A 14,509-nucleotide genomic window follows, 5' to 3' on the forward strand; every position below is an offset into this window, starting at 1 on the left:
CGGTGCGGCACAGGCACGCCGCAACGGCGTAGGAGCGCCGCCGCATTACGGCACCCGCGCCAGTCGGAGGGGGTTCTCGGCAGGAAGATCGCGGGGTACTCCGATCCGCTCGGCGGGACTAGGCGCAGGTGCCGCCGCGATTGATCCAAGGCCCATCCTTCCGCGCGGGCAAGGGCTATGAGCGAGCGTGTGTCCATGACCCGAGCCTGCCTGCGAGCACCGACAAGTGCAGGGGCGGAACGTGTCACGTCCCGCGTGATCAGGTACACGGTGCGGAACGTGAACCTACTTCGCAGACCTGAGCCGCACGTACATCGCTGCTGCTTGCTGTTTGGCGATAGCCGGAGTGGTGGACGCCGCCTGTCCGAGGTACCTGCCTACACGGACCAGGCACAGCGTCTGCTTCGTCGCCGCTGTGCACCCACTGAATTGAGCTGACAGCCCCGTGATTGGCTCGGACTTGTCCCCCTTCCACGATTCGAGCGTTCTCGCTGCCGCCTGTTCGTCGGTGAAGCGGAACACCCAGTTCAGCTCACTCACGGCGAAGCGTTCGAGACCCGCCACCGCCTCGGCGGTTCGCAACTCGTAGGCGTGCCCCGTCCCCCATCCATTCAGCGGCGCGTTGTTGGCGGACAATCCTGTCGCTCCGCGTCCCTCGGTGGCTGGCGTTGTCAGCCCCAAGATTCCACCGTCGTCCATGGGGACCATCGGGTACGCGGTCTTCGTAGGGTCGAATGGGGTCTGCTGGTATTCGCCGAGCTTCGCGACCTGTGCCGCCATGAACTTGCCCACCGGGTCAAGCATGGTCGGTGCCGCACTGGTGGGCGCTGACATTCCCGACATGACCACTAGGTTGCCCCGAGCGACCATCGCCGTCAACGCTAGGAGCCCCTTCGCGGGATTGGCACCGTACATCACGATAGTGGCGTCTTTGACAGGGAAGTCGCCAGGGAGAGCGGGTGCCGCAGATGGGTTCAGCGCAGCTACAGCGGACACTGCACGCTTCGCGGACGCCTCGTCGGTGAATCGGAGAATGCCCCCGCGCAAGCGAGTCTGCACACCGTCGGTGCCGCAGGCGAGGAAGCCCGTTTGGAACCCACTCCCGCCTATCGCATTCTTCTGATCGGAAGTCAGTCCGTTGGTGCTCCGCGCGAGCATGGGCACCGAGAAGGCGGGAGCAGGGTCGTCACCCTCGCCATGGCACACATCTTTCAGGGAGGGGAGCACGCTCCACGGTGCGGTCACCGCAGTGGCGATCCGCCACCCCTCCTGCTGCCAGGCGTCGTACGCGTTCCCCGCCTCGATCACCCTCGGCGTCGTCGGGTAGTTGCCCGTGTCGAGCTTGAATCGAGCTTCCACCGACGGGTCTGGCACGGCGGTTCCCGCGACGGTGCCGCAGCCCGTGAGCGCGATGATCAGGCCCGTGCACAGCGCGACGAGAGGTGCCCTTTTTCTCCCCATGCGGAGCACGCTACATGGGGGACCGTCCTCTTCGCGCGCACCTGCAAGCGCCCGCCAAGCGCCCGTTTGGCGAAGATCGAGAGCCTGGTTTCCGACGACGCGGGACACCTCCGCGTGCAGCCAACCGAGAGGGGATCACGATGACGAAGATGAAGCGGACGATGGCAGGGCTGATCGCGGGCGCGGCGGTGCTCACGGGCGTCGGAGCAGTGAGCACGGTCGCGGCGGGAGCTGCATCGGCGTCGAGCTGCACGTACCACACGCGCATGATGTTCGGGAACAACATCGTGGATGGTTACGGCGGAGGCCCGCAGGCAGCAACCCAGAACGCCTACAGCAAGGCGAAGGCTCACGGTCTCTCGACGGTCGGCGGCAAGAGGATGTGGACCCAGTACGAGTGCCGCTGATTCACAACGGACACCAACCGAGCCCGCTCTCCGTAATTGGAGGGCGGGCTCTGGGCGTTGAGGGGTACGCCTGCATTGGCAATCGACAAGGGCTTCGTAAGACGCGTACGGGATCATGGCTTACTGTCACTGCGGGACACCCCCCGCAAGCACTGAACGGAGATGGAAGATGCCCCGCACGTACCCGGAGAACCCTGACCGCCCGTGGTCCGCGCGCGAGCATCGCCAGTTCGAGCGCGAGCAGTGGGGCGAGGTCAACCAGCACGCTGCGCGCGAGGAGCAGCAGTGGGATCGGCAGTCGCAGCAGCGCAAGGGCGAGCGCGTCCAGTGGGCTCAGCAGGACGAACAGCGATTCTTGGAGCGCCAGCAGTGGCGGATTCAGAACCGCTTGCAGGAGAAGTCGAACAGGCTCCTTTCCCAACAGAACATGCTCTCCGCCTCGCAGGTCGCACTACAGACGCAGATTCACGCGGCGCAGGAGGAGGGCAACCAGATCGCCCTCGCGTCGCTACAGATGCAGAAGCAACAGCTCGATCTACAGATCATGCAGCTCGAAGGCCAGAAGCAGCAGTTCGAGCAGGCGGCGGAGCATCAAGCACGCGTCGATATGCAGAGCTTCGCACAGTGGCGACAGACCCCCGACGGGCGCGCCTTCATGCAGTGGGCAACCGCAGCCGACGGAGTGGTCCAGACAATCGAGGACCGTAACCAGCAATGGCTCGCGGCGTGGAACGAATGGATCAAGAGCGAGGTCTCCGACGCCGAGGTAACGGCGCACCGAGCACTGACCGAGCTGCCGGAGCAGATCAGTGCTGAGTTATCCCGCTCGGTACTCAAATTCAAACTGCCCACCCTCAAGCGATACGTCTGGTGGATTATAGGCATTGCGGTCGTGTCCGCCATCGTGGCGAGCGTAGGCACGATCCTCATCCCCGTCGTTCTCGGCGCGCTCGCCTACTACGTCTGGGCTACCAAGCGACGGAATGCACGTCTCAGTGAACTTAGGGAAGACCTGATCGACGCTCAGGAGACGCAACGAGTTCGAGTCACCCGCCTCGGATTCGACCCGCTCGACCACGATGCGCCCGTCGAGAAGTGGACGCCTGTGGACACCGCGCAGAAGGCGACCAAACTGCTCACGTTGATCGACGACGGTATCCGTGTTCACTCACACCCCAGCGATCTACCCGTGCCGAGAATGCCCGTCGTGACCGATCCGACGACGCTGCGGGTCGCGCCCCTTCGCGCCCTGGCTGAGAAGTGGTCGAGCGGCGCGGGAGCACCTGCACCTGCGCAACTGCGGCGGTCGGCACCTTCAACTGGACCTCGCCCTGTCCCCCGCTCTACACCGCCCGCACCCGTGCGTGCACCTGCACCTGCACCGAAGTCAGACGCCGAACCTGAAGTCGATGTAGCCGACGAAGCTGCGGTCGGAGGCGGTGACGACGCCACTCAAGTTGTCACCCCCGCATCGCGTCGCGAGTACATGGAGCGCCGAACCGCGCGCGAACAGCAGCAAGGCGACGAGGAGGCGTAGTCGGGCAGAGGAGAGCCCCACTCCGAGCATCTCGGAGTGGGGCTCTCGCGTGTGCTGGGGTCGGGCGCAGGCATCACCCGACCAGGCTCAGGTTGGCAGACACGGCATCGTCAGCAGTCAGCTCACGAGCAGTGCGCACGAGCCGCCCAACTGTCGCCGGGGACACCTCTCCTACCTCCCCCGCGATAGCCCGAGTCGATGCGCCACGGGCGTGACGCACGAGAACATCGTGCGTCACCTCGACGCTGAGGGTCGTGCGACGCTGCGTCACGAGATGCTCCGCCAGGGCGAGGAGTGGGTCGGGTGAATCACCTGACTCAGCGGGCGCGCCGCCGACCTGACTCACGCCGATGTCCCGCGTCACGGCTGGATCATCGGGCTGACTCGCGGGTGCATCACCGCAGGTAGCGGGCTGCGTCGCGCGGGTCGCGGTAGAGTCATCGGACATGACCATGTTCGTGGCCGGCTCGGGGAGTGCAGCAGGGCGTGAGTCGGCTGAGTCGGACTGGATCACGGGTGACTCGGGCTCCGACTCGCCTGTCTCGCCCTGGCTCACGGACCGTGCGTCAGCCACCGCGCGGTCGAGGAGGAACAACGTCGCCGTGCCCGCGCCCAAGTCCAAGACCACGGGGAATCCGACTGCGATGAGCCACGGGATACCCATCGACACGCCCAGCTCGGTCAGCGACCAGAGGCTCATCGCGAACGCGATCACGGTCAGCATCACCGACAGCCCGACCGCCCATCGGAACGCAGCGGTCGTCCCTCCACGTCGGGCTTCACGCCCGACGAGTTCGATCAGCACGGGAACCGCGACTGGCGGGATACCAGCCCATGCGACAGCGAACCACACGAACAGCGCACCGTTGTAGGTGTGCCAGGCGTGCATCAGGTTGCCCGCGAGGCTGAGTGCCATGCAGCCCGCCAGGACCGCGCGCGGGTACCAGGGAGAAGGTGCGGTCTCGGTCATGGTTGTGTGTCCTCCTCGTCAGGGGTCTCCTGGTCGGTGTACGGGCGAACCCAGACCACCCGCTTGCGCGGAGGGTGGTCGGACCAGTCGGGCGTGGGTGCGGTGGTCGGGATCGAGTGCACGTACGGAGGGCATCCCGCGTACGTGGGCTGTCCGTAGGGCGCGGACTCGGTCGCCGTCTCGGTCTCGGTCTCGGTCTCGGACAGGGGCGGGACCAGGGTCAGATGCCGACGGGCACGGGCTGGTCGGGAGTGCGCGAGAGCCATTGTCATCACGCCTTCCGCCAGCGCTTGCCCAGGACGATGCCCTCAGCGGGGATGGTCCAGCCCAACAAGGTGGTGGACATGATTTCGACCAGCTTGTTCTTGTACTCTTCGGACTGATCTTCGGGAGCCTGCACCACAATCTCGTCGTGGATCGGCACCCACAGGAGGTGTCCCAACCCTGCGTCCTCCGCGCGGCACATAGCCTCCGCGAGTACGTCGCGAGAGAGCCCTTGTGCGAGGTAGTTGACCGCCTTGTATTTCATCGTCGGGTCCAAGCGCTGATGCCGCCCCAAGGCGTTCGTCCAGCAGGGAACCCCATGCGCGAGAAGCTTATCCTCGATGCGATACCGCAGCTTCCCCAGATCGGGGTAGGCGTTGTCGAACGCCTCGGTAATGGTCCGTGCGGTGTCCTCGGGAATCCCGTGCGTACGGGATAGTCCCGCGATGCCCTGGCCGTAGAGGCGTCCGAGCGCCACCGCTTTGCAGCTATCACGCTGGTCCTTGGATGCACCGGAACCGTGCAGTTGGCGCGCGACCACCCAGTACGGATCATCGCCCGAGGCGAACACGTCGTAGAGCGCGCGATCCTGCGCCAGCGCGCCAGCGACACGCATCTCCACCGATGAAAAGTCGGCTGTGACCAAGACCTTGCCTTCGTCCGCAATGAAGCACTCGCGGACGCCGCCCTTGCGGGGCGCATTCTGGATCGACGGATTGGCGATGCTCATGCGACCTGTCGCCGCCTCCGCCGTCTTGATGTCCGGGTGTAGACGATCCGCAGGCTGGGCGAGGTAGCGCCCGAAGTACGTGCTTGCGAGCTTTCCGGCGAGACGCCACTGTTCCAGTAGGGGCACAGCGGCGGCTACGTCAGCGTCCTGCTGGGCATACTGCGCGAGCAGAGTTCCCTCGGTGAGTACCGTGCGCTTCACGGTGCCGTTCTTGAGCGTGCGCGACTTCCCGTACTGGACCTGTACCCCCTTGGAGACGAGCCACTCTCCGAGACCGCGCGACGGGTTCACCAATCCCAGCTCGGCGAGCTTTTCCTCGGCGGTACGGGACTCCTCGGTCACCTCATCGAGACGCTGCTGTGTGTACTCACGATCCAGGCGCATACCGCGCATCTCCATACCTGCGCAGAGTCGCGCGATGCGATGCTCACGCTGCGCAGTAGAGGGCTGAGCGGAGAAGACAATGGGGTACAGGGTTTCCGCGAGCTGAGCGCCGTCGATCACGTCATCGGCGGCGTATTCGATCATCGTGGCATCGGCGGGATCGACTTGTGCCCATCCGTTCTGCTCGATGGGTGTCTTGTAGACGTCGAATGTGGTCGCCAACCCCTTCCACTTCTTGCTGGTGAACAGCTTCTTGAGGGCGGACTTCGCATCCTCGGAACGCGCAGTGGAAGGGCACCAGGTCGCCGCCTGGTGCTTGAGTCCGCGATAGGCGCGCGCCGACGGAGGCGCGTCGTTCCCAAGCATTGGGGGCTCGATCATTGACGCCAGCACGAGGGTGTCCACCATGCGGCTCCACGCCTCGTCGAGGTCTGAGAACACGCCGATCTTCACGAGGGCTTGCGTGTCGAAGCTCGCGTTGTGAGCAGTGAGGAACCATCCCCGAGTACCGGCTTCCTCCACCATCATCCGTCGCGCGGCTGCGCGATGAACGGCGTCGTCTGCGGACAGGATCACGGCTGCGCTCGGACTTCCGAGCTGGACTGTCTTCACCGCATATCGCGGGTCTGACAGCCGCAAGGCATTGGTCTCAACATCGACGGCGAGGAACCGTCGTACGGTCGGGACGAGGGCGTCGAGTGCCGGTGTCGGGTCGTCGCCAACAGGCACGAACGTGATCGTTGGGGTCGGTTTGTCGATCAAGGTCTCAGTCATGTCAGTTCTCCTGGGAGGTGGTAGGTAGTGGGAGCTGCCATCCCGGCATGAGCCAGGAGGCATAGGCGGTATGGGCTGCGTCGAGCGTCTGCGGCGTCTTGCGCTCGGGGTCGTACTCCCCGAGGTATGCCGTGGTGCCCTTCTCGTCTGTGGGGAGCGCCAGGCGGCGCTCGGCCAGCACCACCCCGTGCTGAGCGAAGACAGGGAAGAGGAGCTGGACCATCGCCCGCAGGCGATCAGGGTGGATATCGGGGTCAACTGCGGTTGTACGCAGCTCGTCCAAGGTGAAGCACGGTCCCTGATCACGGCCCATCTCCCGCACCTGTTCGGGCGATCCGCCCCACTGGGTCGCGTGGTGACCACGGGCATCGAGCAAGGCCAGGGTGTCGGTCGAAAGCAGGTGGAAGGGCTCGGGGAGGGGCTGGCGAGGGCTGCTCAAAAACTGCCCAGAGGGAAATACCTGGTCAGAGGCAGTTTTCACCCCTGCCTGGGCAGAATAGGCAGGTTCGGTCGGGAAACCTCCTAGAGATACCTCTTTGGGAGAAGCTGAGTCCGAGACAGAGAGGTCACGCGGAGTTTCTGGGGATTTCTGCCCATTCTGCCCATCGACCCCCGAAAACACCGCCTGACCTGCATTGATGTTCTGGGCAGTTTTTGGATCGCTGTTGCCCAGCGGCGGCAGCAGAAGGTCGGCCAGGTCGGAGTACGGGGGAACGTCCCGCCACTCGTCCTCGGGGAGCAGCCCGATGCTCAGCACACGCGCCGAGGTGACGGGGTGGCGCATGTCGGAAACCCCCGGCGTGGACAGCAGGCGCTCGATGAACTTCTTCCGCCCCATGGCCTTCCCGTTCTCGGAGGCGACCCATGCCTTGAAGTGCTCGTAGGTCTGGGACTTCGTGGCAGGCCCCTGGACACCGCCCGCTCCCGCGTTCATGAGCTTGGCGGGCTCAGCAGGGGCGCGGAAGTCGGTCACGGTCGCCGCCGCGATGTAGCGGGACACGCGGTCAGAGTCCTCACGGAAGCGCGCGGACACCTCCGGGTGTATGGGCGACCAGCTCTGTCCGCCCATACCCCGCTGGTAGCGGCGCTGCCATCCCTGCACGATGCGCAGGAGGATGCCGTCGAGCGAGGCCATGAGCGCCGCCTCGACCTCGGGGTTCTCGTTGCCGAGGTAGCTACGTGGAAACGCCACGGGGATCACACGGGCCTCGTACGCGCCCGACATGTCGCCCACGGTCGGCAGCGTGTTCGCCGAGAACAGCGGAAGAGCGCGGTTGTGGAAGTTGAACGTCTTCCCGTACTTCTCGTTGGCGTAAATCAGGTCGTTGCCCAGCAGCTTCTTGAACATCGACAAGTCGGGAATGTAGCCGTCAGGCAAGTCCATCGCCGCGTTCAGCGCCTTACCGAAAAGGTCAGCCGCAGCGAACTGCTCCCCGAGGGCTTCCAGCCCGACGGCGGAAACGAACTCATCACCGCCACACAGGGCCGTGGCGATATTCCCGATGGTGCTTTTACCCGACCGCGTGGGGCCGAACAGGAACAGAGCCTTGTTCGGCGCACGGCTCGGGTCGAGCATCTGGCTGAGCGCCTCCTCCATGACGGGCTGCTGGGCAGCACCGACACGCTCTGCACACCAGGAATCCCACGCCGAGGTATCCGCGTCGGGGTTCCACTCGACCGCGACCTGGCGCAGCAGCAGGTAGGAAGGATCGTGCGGCAGCAGCTCGCCCGTGCGCATATCCAGCATCCCGTTCTGGCAGTTGACGAGAGGCTCGCTGAGGGAATCCCGCACGCGCCGATCATGCTTATGGCAGAGCGCGGAGATGATCGACTCGACGTTGTTGTAGTGACCCGTCGTGTACATATCCCCGAGCAAATCCACGAGGTCGGCGGCGAGTTGCTTATCCGACGGCGCGTAATATCCGTCGCGGTAAGTCGCCAGCATTCCTCCCGGCATCAGCGCGTAGTGCCGCCGCTTGATCAGGAAACGCGCCGTGCTGGTCGGGCGGAACTGGCCGTCGGGCGTGAACGGGTCGAACTCGACTCCATCGAGCATCGCCGCGCCCATGAGCGAGGACTTCGGATGAGGCCGCTTCTGCGCTGGGCGTGGGGAGGCATCTGCGGCCAACTCCTCAAGGGCACCGAGGCGCTCGTCAGACGGCACCGTCTTGATCCAGTCGTCCAGGCCGCTCTTACCCGCGCCGGGGACGTGGATGAAGCGGGTGCTCTCGGCCTCGCCCAGCTCGCGGGAAAGGGCAATACCGGCGTCGTACACCCTGCGATTGGTCGCCGCGTCGGCGTCGAGGACAACGAATACCTTGCGACCACGGGCGAAGTCACGAAGCACCGAGGGTGCCGACTTACCTTCGGACCACCCCCAGCAGCCGGGAATGCCCAGAACGTCCGCACGGTCGAGGGTGTGGCGGCGGCGACCCGTCGCCCCCTCCGTGAGGATCGCCGACGAGGCGGCGTGCCCCTGCTTCGTGCCTTCCACGATGATCAACGGACGGGGCGCGGGGGCGAACACGCTGCCCCCGGGAACCTCCTCGACCTCGCCGCGAATCAGGACACCACCACGAACCACGCTCCCCTTAGGGAACAGGTACTTCATCTCGCGGCCCTCATCGTCCACCGGCGGAGTGTCAGGGCGGAACTGCCATGTGAGTGAGCCGTCCAGGCCCTTCCAGCCGAACAGAATGCCACGTGGGTCTCCGACCCAACGCAGCTCCTCGGGCAGGTCCGATAGCACGCGTGACGTGCGGATGAGAGTGGCGTAGCGGTCGAGGTACGCGGCGCTGATTCCTTCTCCGACCAGGTACGCACGGTGCTTCGGACTGATCCGAGCCCCATCGTCGGGCAGGGCGTCGTCGGGCTTGTCCGTGTCCGTGGTCTCACCTGTGAGCGCCTCCTCTGGCGAATCAGGGGTCTGCGCCCCTGTATCCGCCGTGAGAACGCCGTTCTGAGCGGGATCGTCCGTGCTCGGTGTTGTCGGGGTGTCCTGCGTCATATCTATTCTTTCCTTAACTATTCGCTATCGCGTGAATCCGACTCGCCCACCGCACGTGGTTCGCGGGCCAAGGCTTGCGACGTAAGCGAGCGAGGTCGCGCCGTTCTTGTGCGTCACGGTCACGTGCGTGCCGGGGACCATCTCGTCGGGCGGGCCGACCAACACGAACTCCTGCCCGCACCAGGGCAGCCCCAAGGACTGCGGAGTCCGCCAACGGACTTCCCACGAGGGACGGTGGTCGGGCACCTTGTGGCACGGACGGCGACCGTGTTCGCGGACACGGGCTTCCTCGCGGTACACGGGCTGCTCATCGGGCGGCGTCAGGATCACGTCGGGGTCGGGCAAGTGGTCAGCAGGCCGCACAGGGTCGGGGATGCCGATGCCAGGGGTCCAGCCGCCGCTCGGTAGTCCACCGCCGATGATCTGGTCCACCGTCGGGACCGTGGGCACGGCCTGGGCACGACCAGTACGACGTGGGCGTAGGGAGCGCGGGGCGAAACAGGGGTCGCCGCACATCGCGGGCACCTCGGAGGTCTGGGCGATGTTCGCCGCGACCTCGGCCTGCTCGGCCTCCCACTCGGCGGCGGTGTAGCCGTCATCGAGCGAAGTGAATGTGTTAACCTGGGTTGACATGTTGGGCTCCTGATCGGGGGCTTGTTGGGAACGATTGCCACCCTGGCGGGGGTGGCTTTCGTGCTTTCTGGGGTCAGTCAGTGCGCGGGACTCGCGGCTGCGGCCATTCCGCGTGCTGCAAGCGGTACAGAGCGCTGCGTGCTTCGACCCACAGTCCTTCGCGTGCGGTCGATTCCACGCTCGTGAGCCCCTTCGCAGCGGCGGCACGGACATCCGCCGCTGCGCGTTCCAGCGGGATGTCGAGCAGGGCGGCGTAGTCGCTGACGGGCATGTACGTCGCATCGACCAGCACGAGCAGGCGGTCCAGTTCGCCGACGGAGGTCGGCAGCGGGTCGGGTTCAAGGGGGTCGGTGTGACCCGTCATGTCCCACGACGAAATCCACTCCCACACATCCCTGATCTGGTGGGGCGTGAGCGTGAGGGACTTGAGCCCAGGCGCGCGGACTGTGATGGTCAACGCGCCCTCGGGTACGTCATGCATCTCTTCTGTCGCGGGTGCGAGAAGGCCCAGCGTCTGCCAGAGGATGTCGGTGGCGGTTTCCGTGAGCTTGCGCCCGTCGATGGTCGCGGGCCGTGTGTTGTCGCTGCGGTCGAGGATCACGCTCCGACCGCCTCTCGCGCCTTGCTCGCCGAGCGAGTGGGCATGGGAACGGTCGGGGTGCTCACGGGGAGCGGGTCCGACGGAAGCTGTAGCAGTGTCCTAAGTGCAGGGGTCGGAACGATCACCCTCGCGCCCATGCGCACGAACGGCACGGGGAAGTCGTCGCGGGCCACGGCGGCGGACGCCGTGGACGATGCGATCCCGAGGGCCACGCTCGCGGTGGACAGCGGGACTGCTGGCTTGGTGCGGATCGCCGCGAGTGCGGCGTCGATGGTGGGTATTCCCATGTTGCGCCTCCTTGACGCCTATCGCGCCATACTGGCGACGACTGCGCCAATCTAGCGCATATCTCGATAGTAGCGATTGCGCCGATCTAGCGCAATAGTCGCCGATCCGGTACAGTCCTCGGGCGTGGACTTCGGAGATGTGATGCGCGCTGGACGCGGGATACGAGGGTGGAATCAGGCCACGCTCGCCGACGAGGCGACGGCTGCGGGTGGTCGTGCGCTAACGCGCACGACCATCAGCAAGATCGAGGCGGGGAGAGAGCCGAAGCTATGGGAGGCTGCGGGAATCGCTGCCTCCCTGGGGTTCTCATTGGATGTTTTCCTGCCTGGGTATGTCGGACCTGTCACGTACGGTGACCTCGGTGAGGTGCGGTTCCCGCTGCCCAGTGGATCGGCGGACCTCCGTGAGGCCCACAGTGGCCCCGCGACACCTATGCGCAGCGCCGCGAAGGCGGACATCGCGATGATGTTCCCCGACCCCGCCGAGTCTGGCTCGATGGAGGAAGCCGTGCAGCAACGGACGCGCGAGGAGCAGATCGAGCGCCAGCGAAAGAGAGATGAGGAGGGACCGTCCGATGGGTAGACCCACACTCGACCTCGGCACGTATGGAACGATTGCGTGCAAGGAGCAGCCGAACGGGGCGTGGCGGGCCACGGCGCAGTACCGCGACTACGACGGTGTGACTCGCCCCGTCGGAGCCTTTGCGCCGACCAAGGCCAAGGCCGAGGCGAAGCTCCGTGCGAAGCTCAGGGACCGCCAGAAGCGTCACGGCGGCACGGGGGAGCTGACACCGGAGAGCACGGTCGCCGACCTCGGGACGCTGTGGATCGCGCACATGCAGCTCGCCCATGACCAGGCGGTCAAGATCGGCGCGCGGCCCAAGCCGAATCAGGACTCGCTCGATCAGTACGCGCGCTGCATCGAGAAGGTGATCCTGCCCGATTTGGCGAAGGTGCGGCTCCGCGAGCTGCGTCCGCAGCGGGTGGACCGATTCCTGCGGGCGCTGCCGTCGAACGTGCGCATGGCGAAGACCGTGCTGAGCCAGATGTGCGACCTCGGGGTGCAGTACGAAGCCCTGGACATCAACCCCACTCTGCGCGGGTACGTCCCGCCTCGCGCCGAGGTGGACCGTCGCACTCTCACTCCCGACGCCGCCGTGGAGTTTCGTCGCCTGGTCCGCGAGTGGCAGCACCGTGGGCGCGGGGGAGTAATGCAGGACACCGCCCAGCGCGGCTACGACCGCCTGCGGATCGTGGACGTGCTCCTGGGTACGGGCATCAGGATCGGCGAGGTGCTATCCCTCGCCTGGGACGACATCCACGACCTCGACTCGGACCACCCGACGGCGTACATCGGCTGGCACCTGGACAAGGCCGCGCGGAGGGTGGAGGGACGCAAGAGCGGGGGACGCCCATACACGGTGAGTCTGACCCCGCTCGCGGTCGAAGCCCTACAGGAACAGCGGTCGGTAGGCATCCCGTACCCACTGGTGTTCCCGACCCGCAACGGGACACCCCACTCCGAGGCGAACGTTCGCCGCGACCTCCGCGCTGCACGGGGCGCGGAGATGGAGTGGGTGGTCCCGAAGACCATGCGCAAGACGGTCTCGACGGCGGTGTACGAGGCGAAGGGGCTCGAAGCAGCTCAGCGTCAGCTCGGGCACGCGACGCCGGAAACCACGCGTCGTCACTACGTGAACCCCAGCGACGTTGCACCCGATAACCGCGCCGCTCTCGCGGAGTATTCCTGTCGTAAGTCTGTCGCTGAGCCCCAGAAACAGGAAGAGGCGGGGTAGCTTACCCCGCCTCACCTGCATGAACTGTGCGCCATCAGGGACTCGAACCCCGAACCCGCTGATTAAGAGTCAGCTGCTCTGCCAATTGAGCTAATGGCGCTCGCGAATGCGACTCCAAGACATTATCACCGTCGGCCGCAGGCGCGAAATCCATTCCCGGCCACCCGATCTCGGGCCAGGTTAGAGCCAGATTTCAGGCGTTGCCCTTCTTCCAGACCGACCACGGGATGTTCCAGTCGCCCAGGCCGTCGTCGCCCGGGAGAGGCGGTCCGACGGTGTTCTTGACGATCACCACGTCGCCTCGCAGCGTGTTCTGGCGGAACCACCGAGCGTTGTCGGGGCTGACGTTCAGGCAGCCGTTGCTGACGTCGGAGTAGCCCTGCTGGCCCACCGACCACGGTGCCGAGTGCACATAGATTCCGCTGAACGAGATCCGTGACGCGTCGAAGACCACCTCGCGGTAGCCCTCGGCCGATTTCACCGGGACACCGTAGGTCGACGAATCCATGATCACCTGCGGTACGCGCTCGGCGACGATGTAGACGCCGGTGTTCGTCGGGGTCGAGTCCTTGCCCATCGACGTGGCCATCGTGCGGACCGGCTTGTTGTTGATGTAGACGACGATCTGCTTGGTTTTGTCGTCGGCGATCGCTACCAGCCGGCGGCCGATGGTGAAGTGCGAGGTGAGGTTGTTCTCGCCGAACACCCCGTTGCCCAGGTCGATGCCCTTCACCTTCACCGAGACCGACACCTTTGTGCCGGGCGCGAAGAAGTGCTCGGGCCGCCACCGGACCATCGAGTCGTTGAGCCAGTAGAAGGCACCCTCGACCGGCGGATCCGTGGTCACCGTGATGGCCCGCTGGGCATTGAGCCGGTTGGCGACCGGCGCGTCGAAGTTGATGGGCACGCTCTGCCCGACGCCGACGGTCTCGCCGTCGCCGATCACCGTCGACGGCGAGGCGAAGCTCGACGCCGAGCTGGTCGTGAAGCCGACCTTCTGTGCACGCTCGCCCGCGACGCCGCGCGCCGCTGCGGTCAGCGAGTAGTGGGCGCCAAAGGACAACGTCCCATTCGACTGCCAGCGCTGCCCGCCATCGATCATCCGCCCCGGCACGCGGCCGTCGGGTCCTTCCATGTCCACGTCGGACAGCAGGCCGTCGCGGGTGTTCACCGTGATCGGGGCCCCGGGCATCACGCCGACGGCCGAATCGCGCAACGCGCGGCCCTGCCAACCGGACACCGACAGTGCCGGCTTGGCCAGGTTCCCGAACGTGCCGACCGAACCGACGTTGTCGGGGTAGCTCGGTCCGTTGGTGCAACCGGTGACGGCGAGGCCGACCCCGAGCACCACAAGCGCGGGGGCGAGGGCTTTACGTGTCTGCATCACCGTCGGCGCCGCGTCACTTTCCGAACGAGCACCACGACGGTCAGCGAGCCGACGCCGATGAGTGTGTACTTCACGGCCGGCTTGTTGAGCGTGTCGACGGCGCGGGTCTTGGCGTCGTCGGCCAGCCGCTGCGGGCTGACGCGGTCGGACAGCTGGTCGAGCGTGGCGGCGAGGTTCTCGCGTGCCTGCGCGATCTCCTGCTCGATGCGCTCGGTGTCGTCGGCCACGGGGGTCTCCTTCGGGATGGTCGGTGCACTCGGTCTTCGAGCCT

The 14,509-nt window shown here is 65.9% G+C and carries 14 protein-coding genes and 1 tRNA gene; 4 read left to right on the top strand and 11 right to left on the bottom strand.

Annotated elements, in window-relative coordinates; all coding sequences use genetic code 11:
• Window positions 1–285 precede the first annotated feature (285 nt).
• Window positions 286–1,461: a DUF7373 family lipoprotein gene (locus tag B4L26_RS04205; RefSeq protein ID WP_290716207.1), complete on the bottom strand. Its 1,176-nt coding sequence runs from the start codon at window positions 1,459–1,461 to the stop codon at window positions 286–288.
• A 140-nt stretch (window positions 1,462–1,601) separates the two neighbouring features.
• Between B4L26_RS04205 and B4L26_RS04210 the strand changes: the two genes are divergently transcribed.
• The gene (locus B4L26_RS04210; protein ID WP_290716209.1) at window positions 1,602–1,868 is read left to right on the top strand and encodes a hypothetical protein; all 267 of its coding nucleotides are present in this window, start codon (window positions 1,602–1,604) and stop codon (window positions 1,866–1,868) included.
• A gap of 355 nt (window positions 1,869–2,223) precedes the next feature.
• The gene (locus B4L26_RS04215) at window positions 2,224–3,405 is read left to right on the top strand and encodes a hypothetical protein (protein WP_290716211.1); all 1,182 of its coding nucleotides are present in this window, start codon (window positions 2,224–2,226) and stop codon (window positions 3,403–3,405) included.
• A 73-nt stretch (window positions 3,406–3,478) separates the two neighbouring features.
• On the opposite strand, the gene B4L26_RS04220 is transcribed toward B4L26_RS04215, so the two are convergent.
• From B4L26_RS04220 to B4L26_RS04250, 7 genes are all read right to left on the bottom strand, one after another.
• Complete coding sequence (locus B4L26_RS04220; protein WP_290716214.1) at window positions 3,479–4,375, bottom strand: hypothetical protein; 897 nt, start codon at window positions 4,373–4,375, stop codon at window positions 3,479–3,481.
• Window positions 4,372–4,641, bottom strand: a complete 270-nt coding sequence (locus B4L26_RS04225) for a hypothetical protein (RefSeq protein WP_290716215.1) — start codon at window positions 4,639–4,641, stop codon at window positions 4,372–4,374. The genes B4L26_RS04220 and B4L26_RS04225 overlap by 4 nt, the downstream gene beginning before the upstream one ends.
• 5 nt (window positions 4,642–4,646) lie before the next feature.
• Entirely contained in the window at window positions 4,647–6,527 is a 1,881-nt protein-coding gene (locus B4L26_RS04230) for a DNA polymerase (protein WP_290716217.1), read from the bottom strand.
• Between the two features lies 1 nt (window position 6,528).
• Window positions 6,529–9,534 (bottom strand): phage/plasmid primase, P4 family, encoded by a 3,006-nt coding sequence (locus tag B4L26_RS04235; protein WP_290716219.1) that lies wholly within the window; start codon window positions 9,532–9,534, stop codon window positions 6,529–6,531.
• A gap of 24 nt (window positions 9,535–9,558) precedes the next feature.
• Window positions 9,559–10,167 (bottom strand): hypothetical protein, encoded by a 609-nt coding sequence (locus tag B4L26_RS04240; RefSeq protein WP_290716221.1) that lies wholly within the window; start codon window positions 10,165–10,167, stop codon window positions 9,559–9,561.
• 73 nt (window positions 10,168–10,240) lie between these two features.
• A complete protein-coding gene (locus tag B4L26_RS04245) occupies window positions 10,241–10,768 on the bottom strand; it encodes a hypothetical protein (RefSeq protein WP_290716223.1) in 528 nt (175 codons plus the stop codon).
• Window positions 10,765–11,055 carry a hypothetical protein gene (locus B4L26_RS04250; RefSeq protein ID WP_290716225.1) on the bottom strand — a complete coding sequence of 97 codons (291 nt, stop codon included), beginning with the start codon at window positions 11,053–11,055 and terminating at the stop codon, window positions 10,765–10,767. Before B4L26_RS04250 ends, B4L26_RS04245 begins: the two co-directional genes overlap by 4 nt.
• 124 nt (window positions 11,056–11,179) lie before the next feature.
• On the opposite strand from B4L26_RS04250, the gene B4L26_RS04255 reads away from it, so the two are divergent.
• Both B4L26_RS04255 and B4L26_RS04260 read left to right on the top strand, forming a co-directional pair.
• Window positions 11,180–11,638 (top strand): helix-turn-helix transcriptional regulator, encoded by a 459-nt coding sequence (locus B4L26_RS04255; protein ID WP_290716227.1) that lies wholly within the window; start codon window positions 11,180–11,182, stop codon window positions 11,636–11,638.
• Entirely contained in the window at window positions 11,631–12,851 is a 1,221-nt protein-coding gene (locus tag B4L26_RS04260; RefSeq protein WP_290716229.1) for a tyrosine-type recombinase/integrase, read from the top strand. Before B4L26_RS04255 ends, B4L26_RS04260 begins: the two co-directional genes overlap by 8 nt.
• Window positions 12,852–12,878: 27 nt before the next feature.
• Here B4L26_RS04260 and B4L26_RS04265 read toward each other — a convergent pair.
• The 3 genes from B4L26_RS04265 to B4L26_RS04275 form a co-directional block, all read right to left on the bottom strand.
• Window positions 12,879–12,951, bottom strand: a tRNA-Lys gene (locus tag B4L26_RS04265).
• A 93-nt stretch (window positions 12,952–13,044) separates the two neighbouring features.
• A complete protein-coding gene (locus tag B4L26_RS04270; protein WP_290716311.1) occupies window positions 13,045–14,235 on the bottom strand; it encodes a L,D-transpeptidase in 1,191 nt (396 codons plus the stop codon).
• Window positions 14,235–14,465 carry a DUF3618 domain-containing protein gene (locus B4L26_RS04275; RefSeq protein WP_290716231.1) on the bottom strand — a complete coding sequence of 77 codons (231 nt, stop codon included), beginning with the start codon at window positions 14,463–14,465 and terminating at the stop codon, window positions 14,235–14,237. The genes B4L26_RS04270 and B4L26_RS04275 overlap by 1 nt, the downstream gene beginning before the upstream one ends.
• Window positions 14,466–14,509 lie beyond the last annotated feature (44 nt).

Origin of the sequence: Gordonia sp. UBA7599, assembly GCA_002477755.1 — a bacterium.
Classification (GTDB): domain Bacteria; phylum Actinomycetota; class Actinomycetes; order Mycobacteriales; family Mycobacteriaceae; genus Gordonia.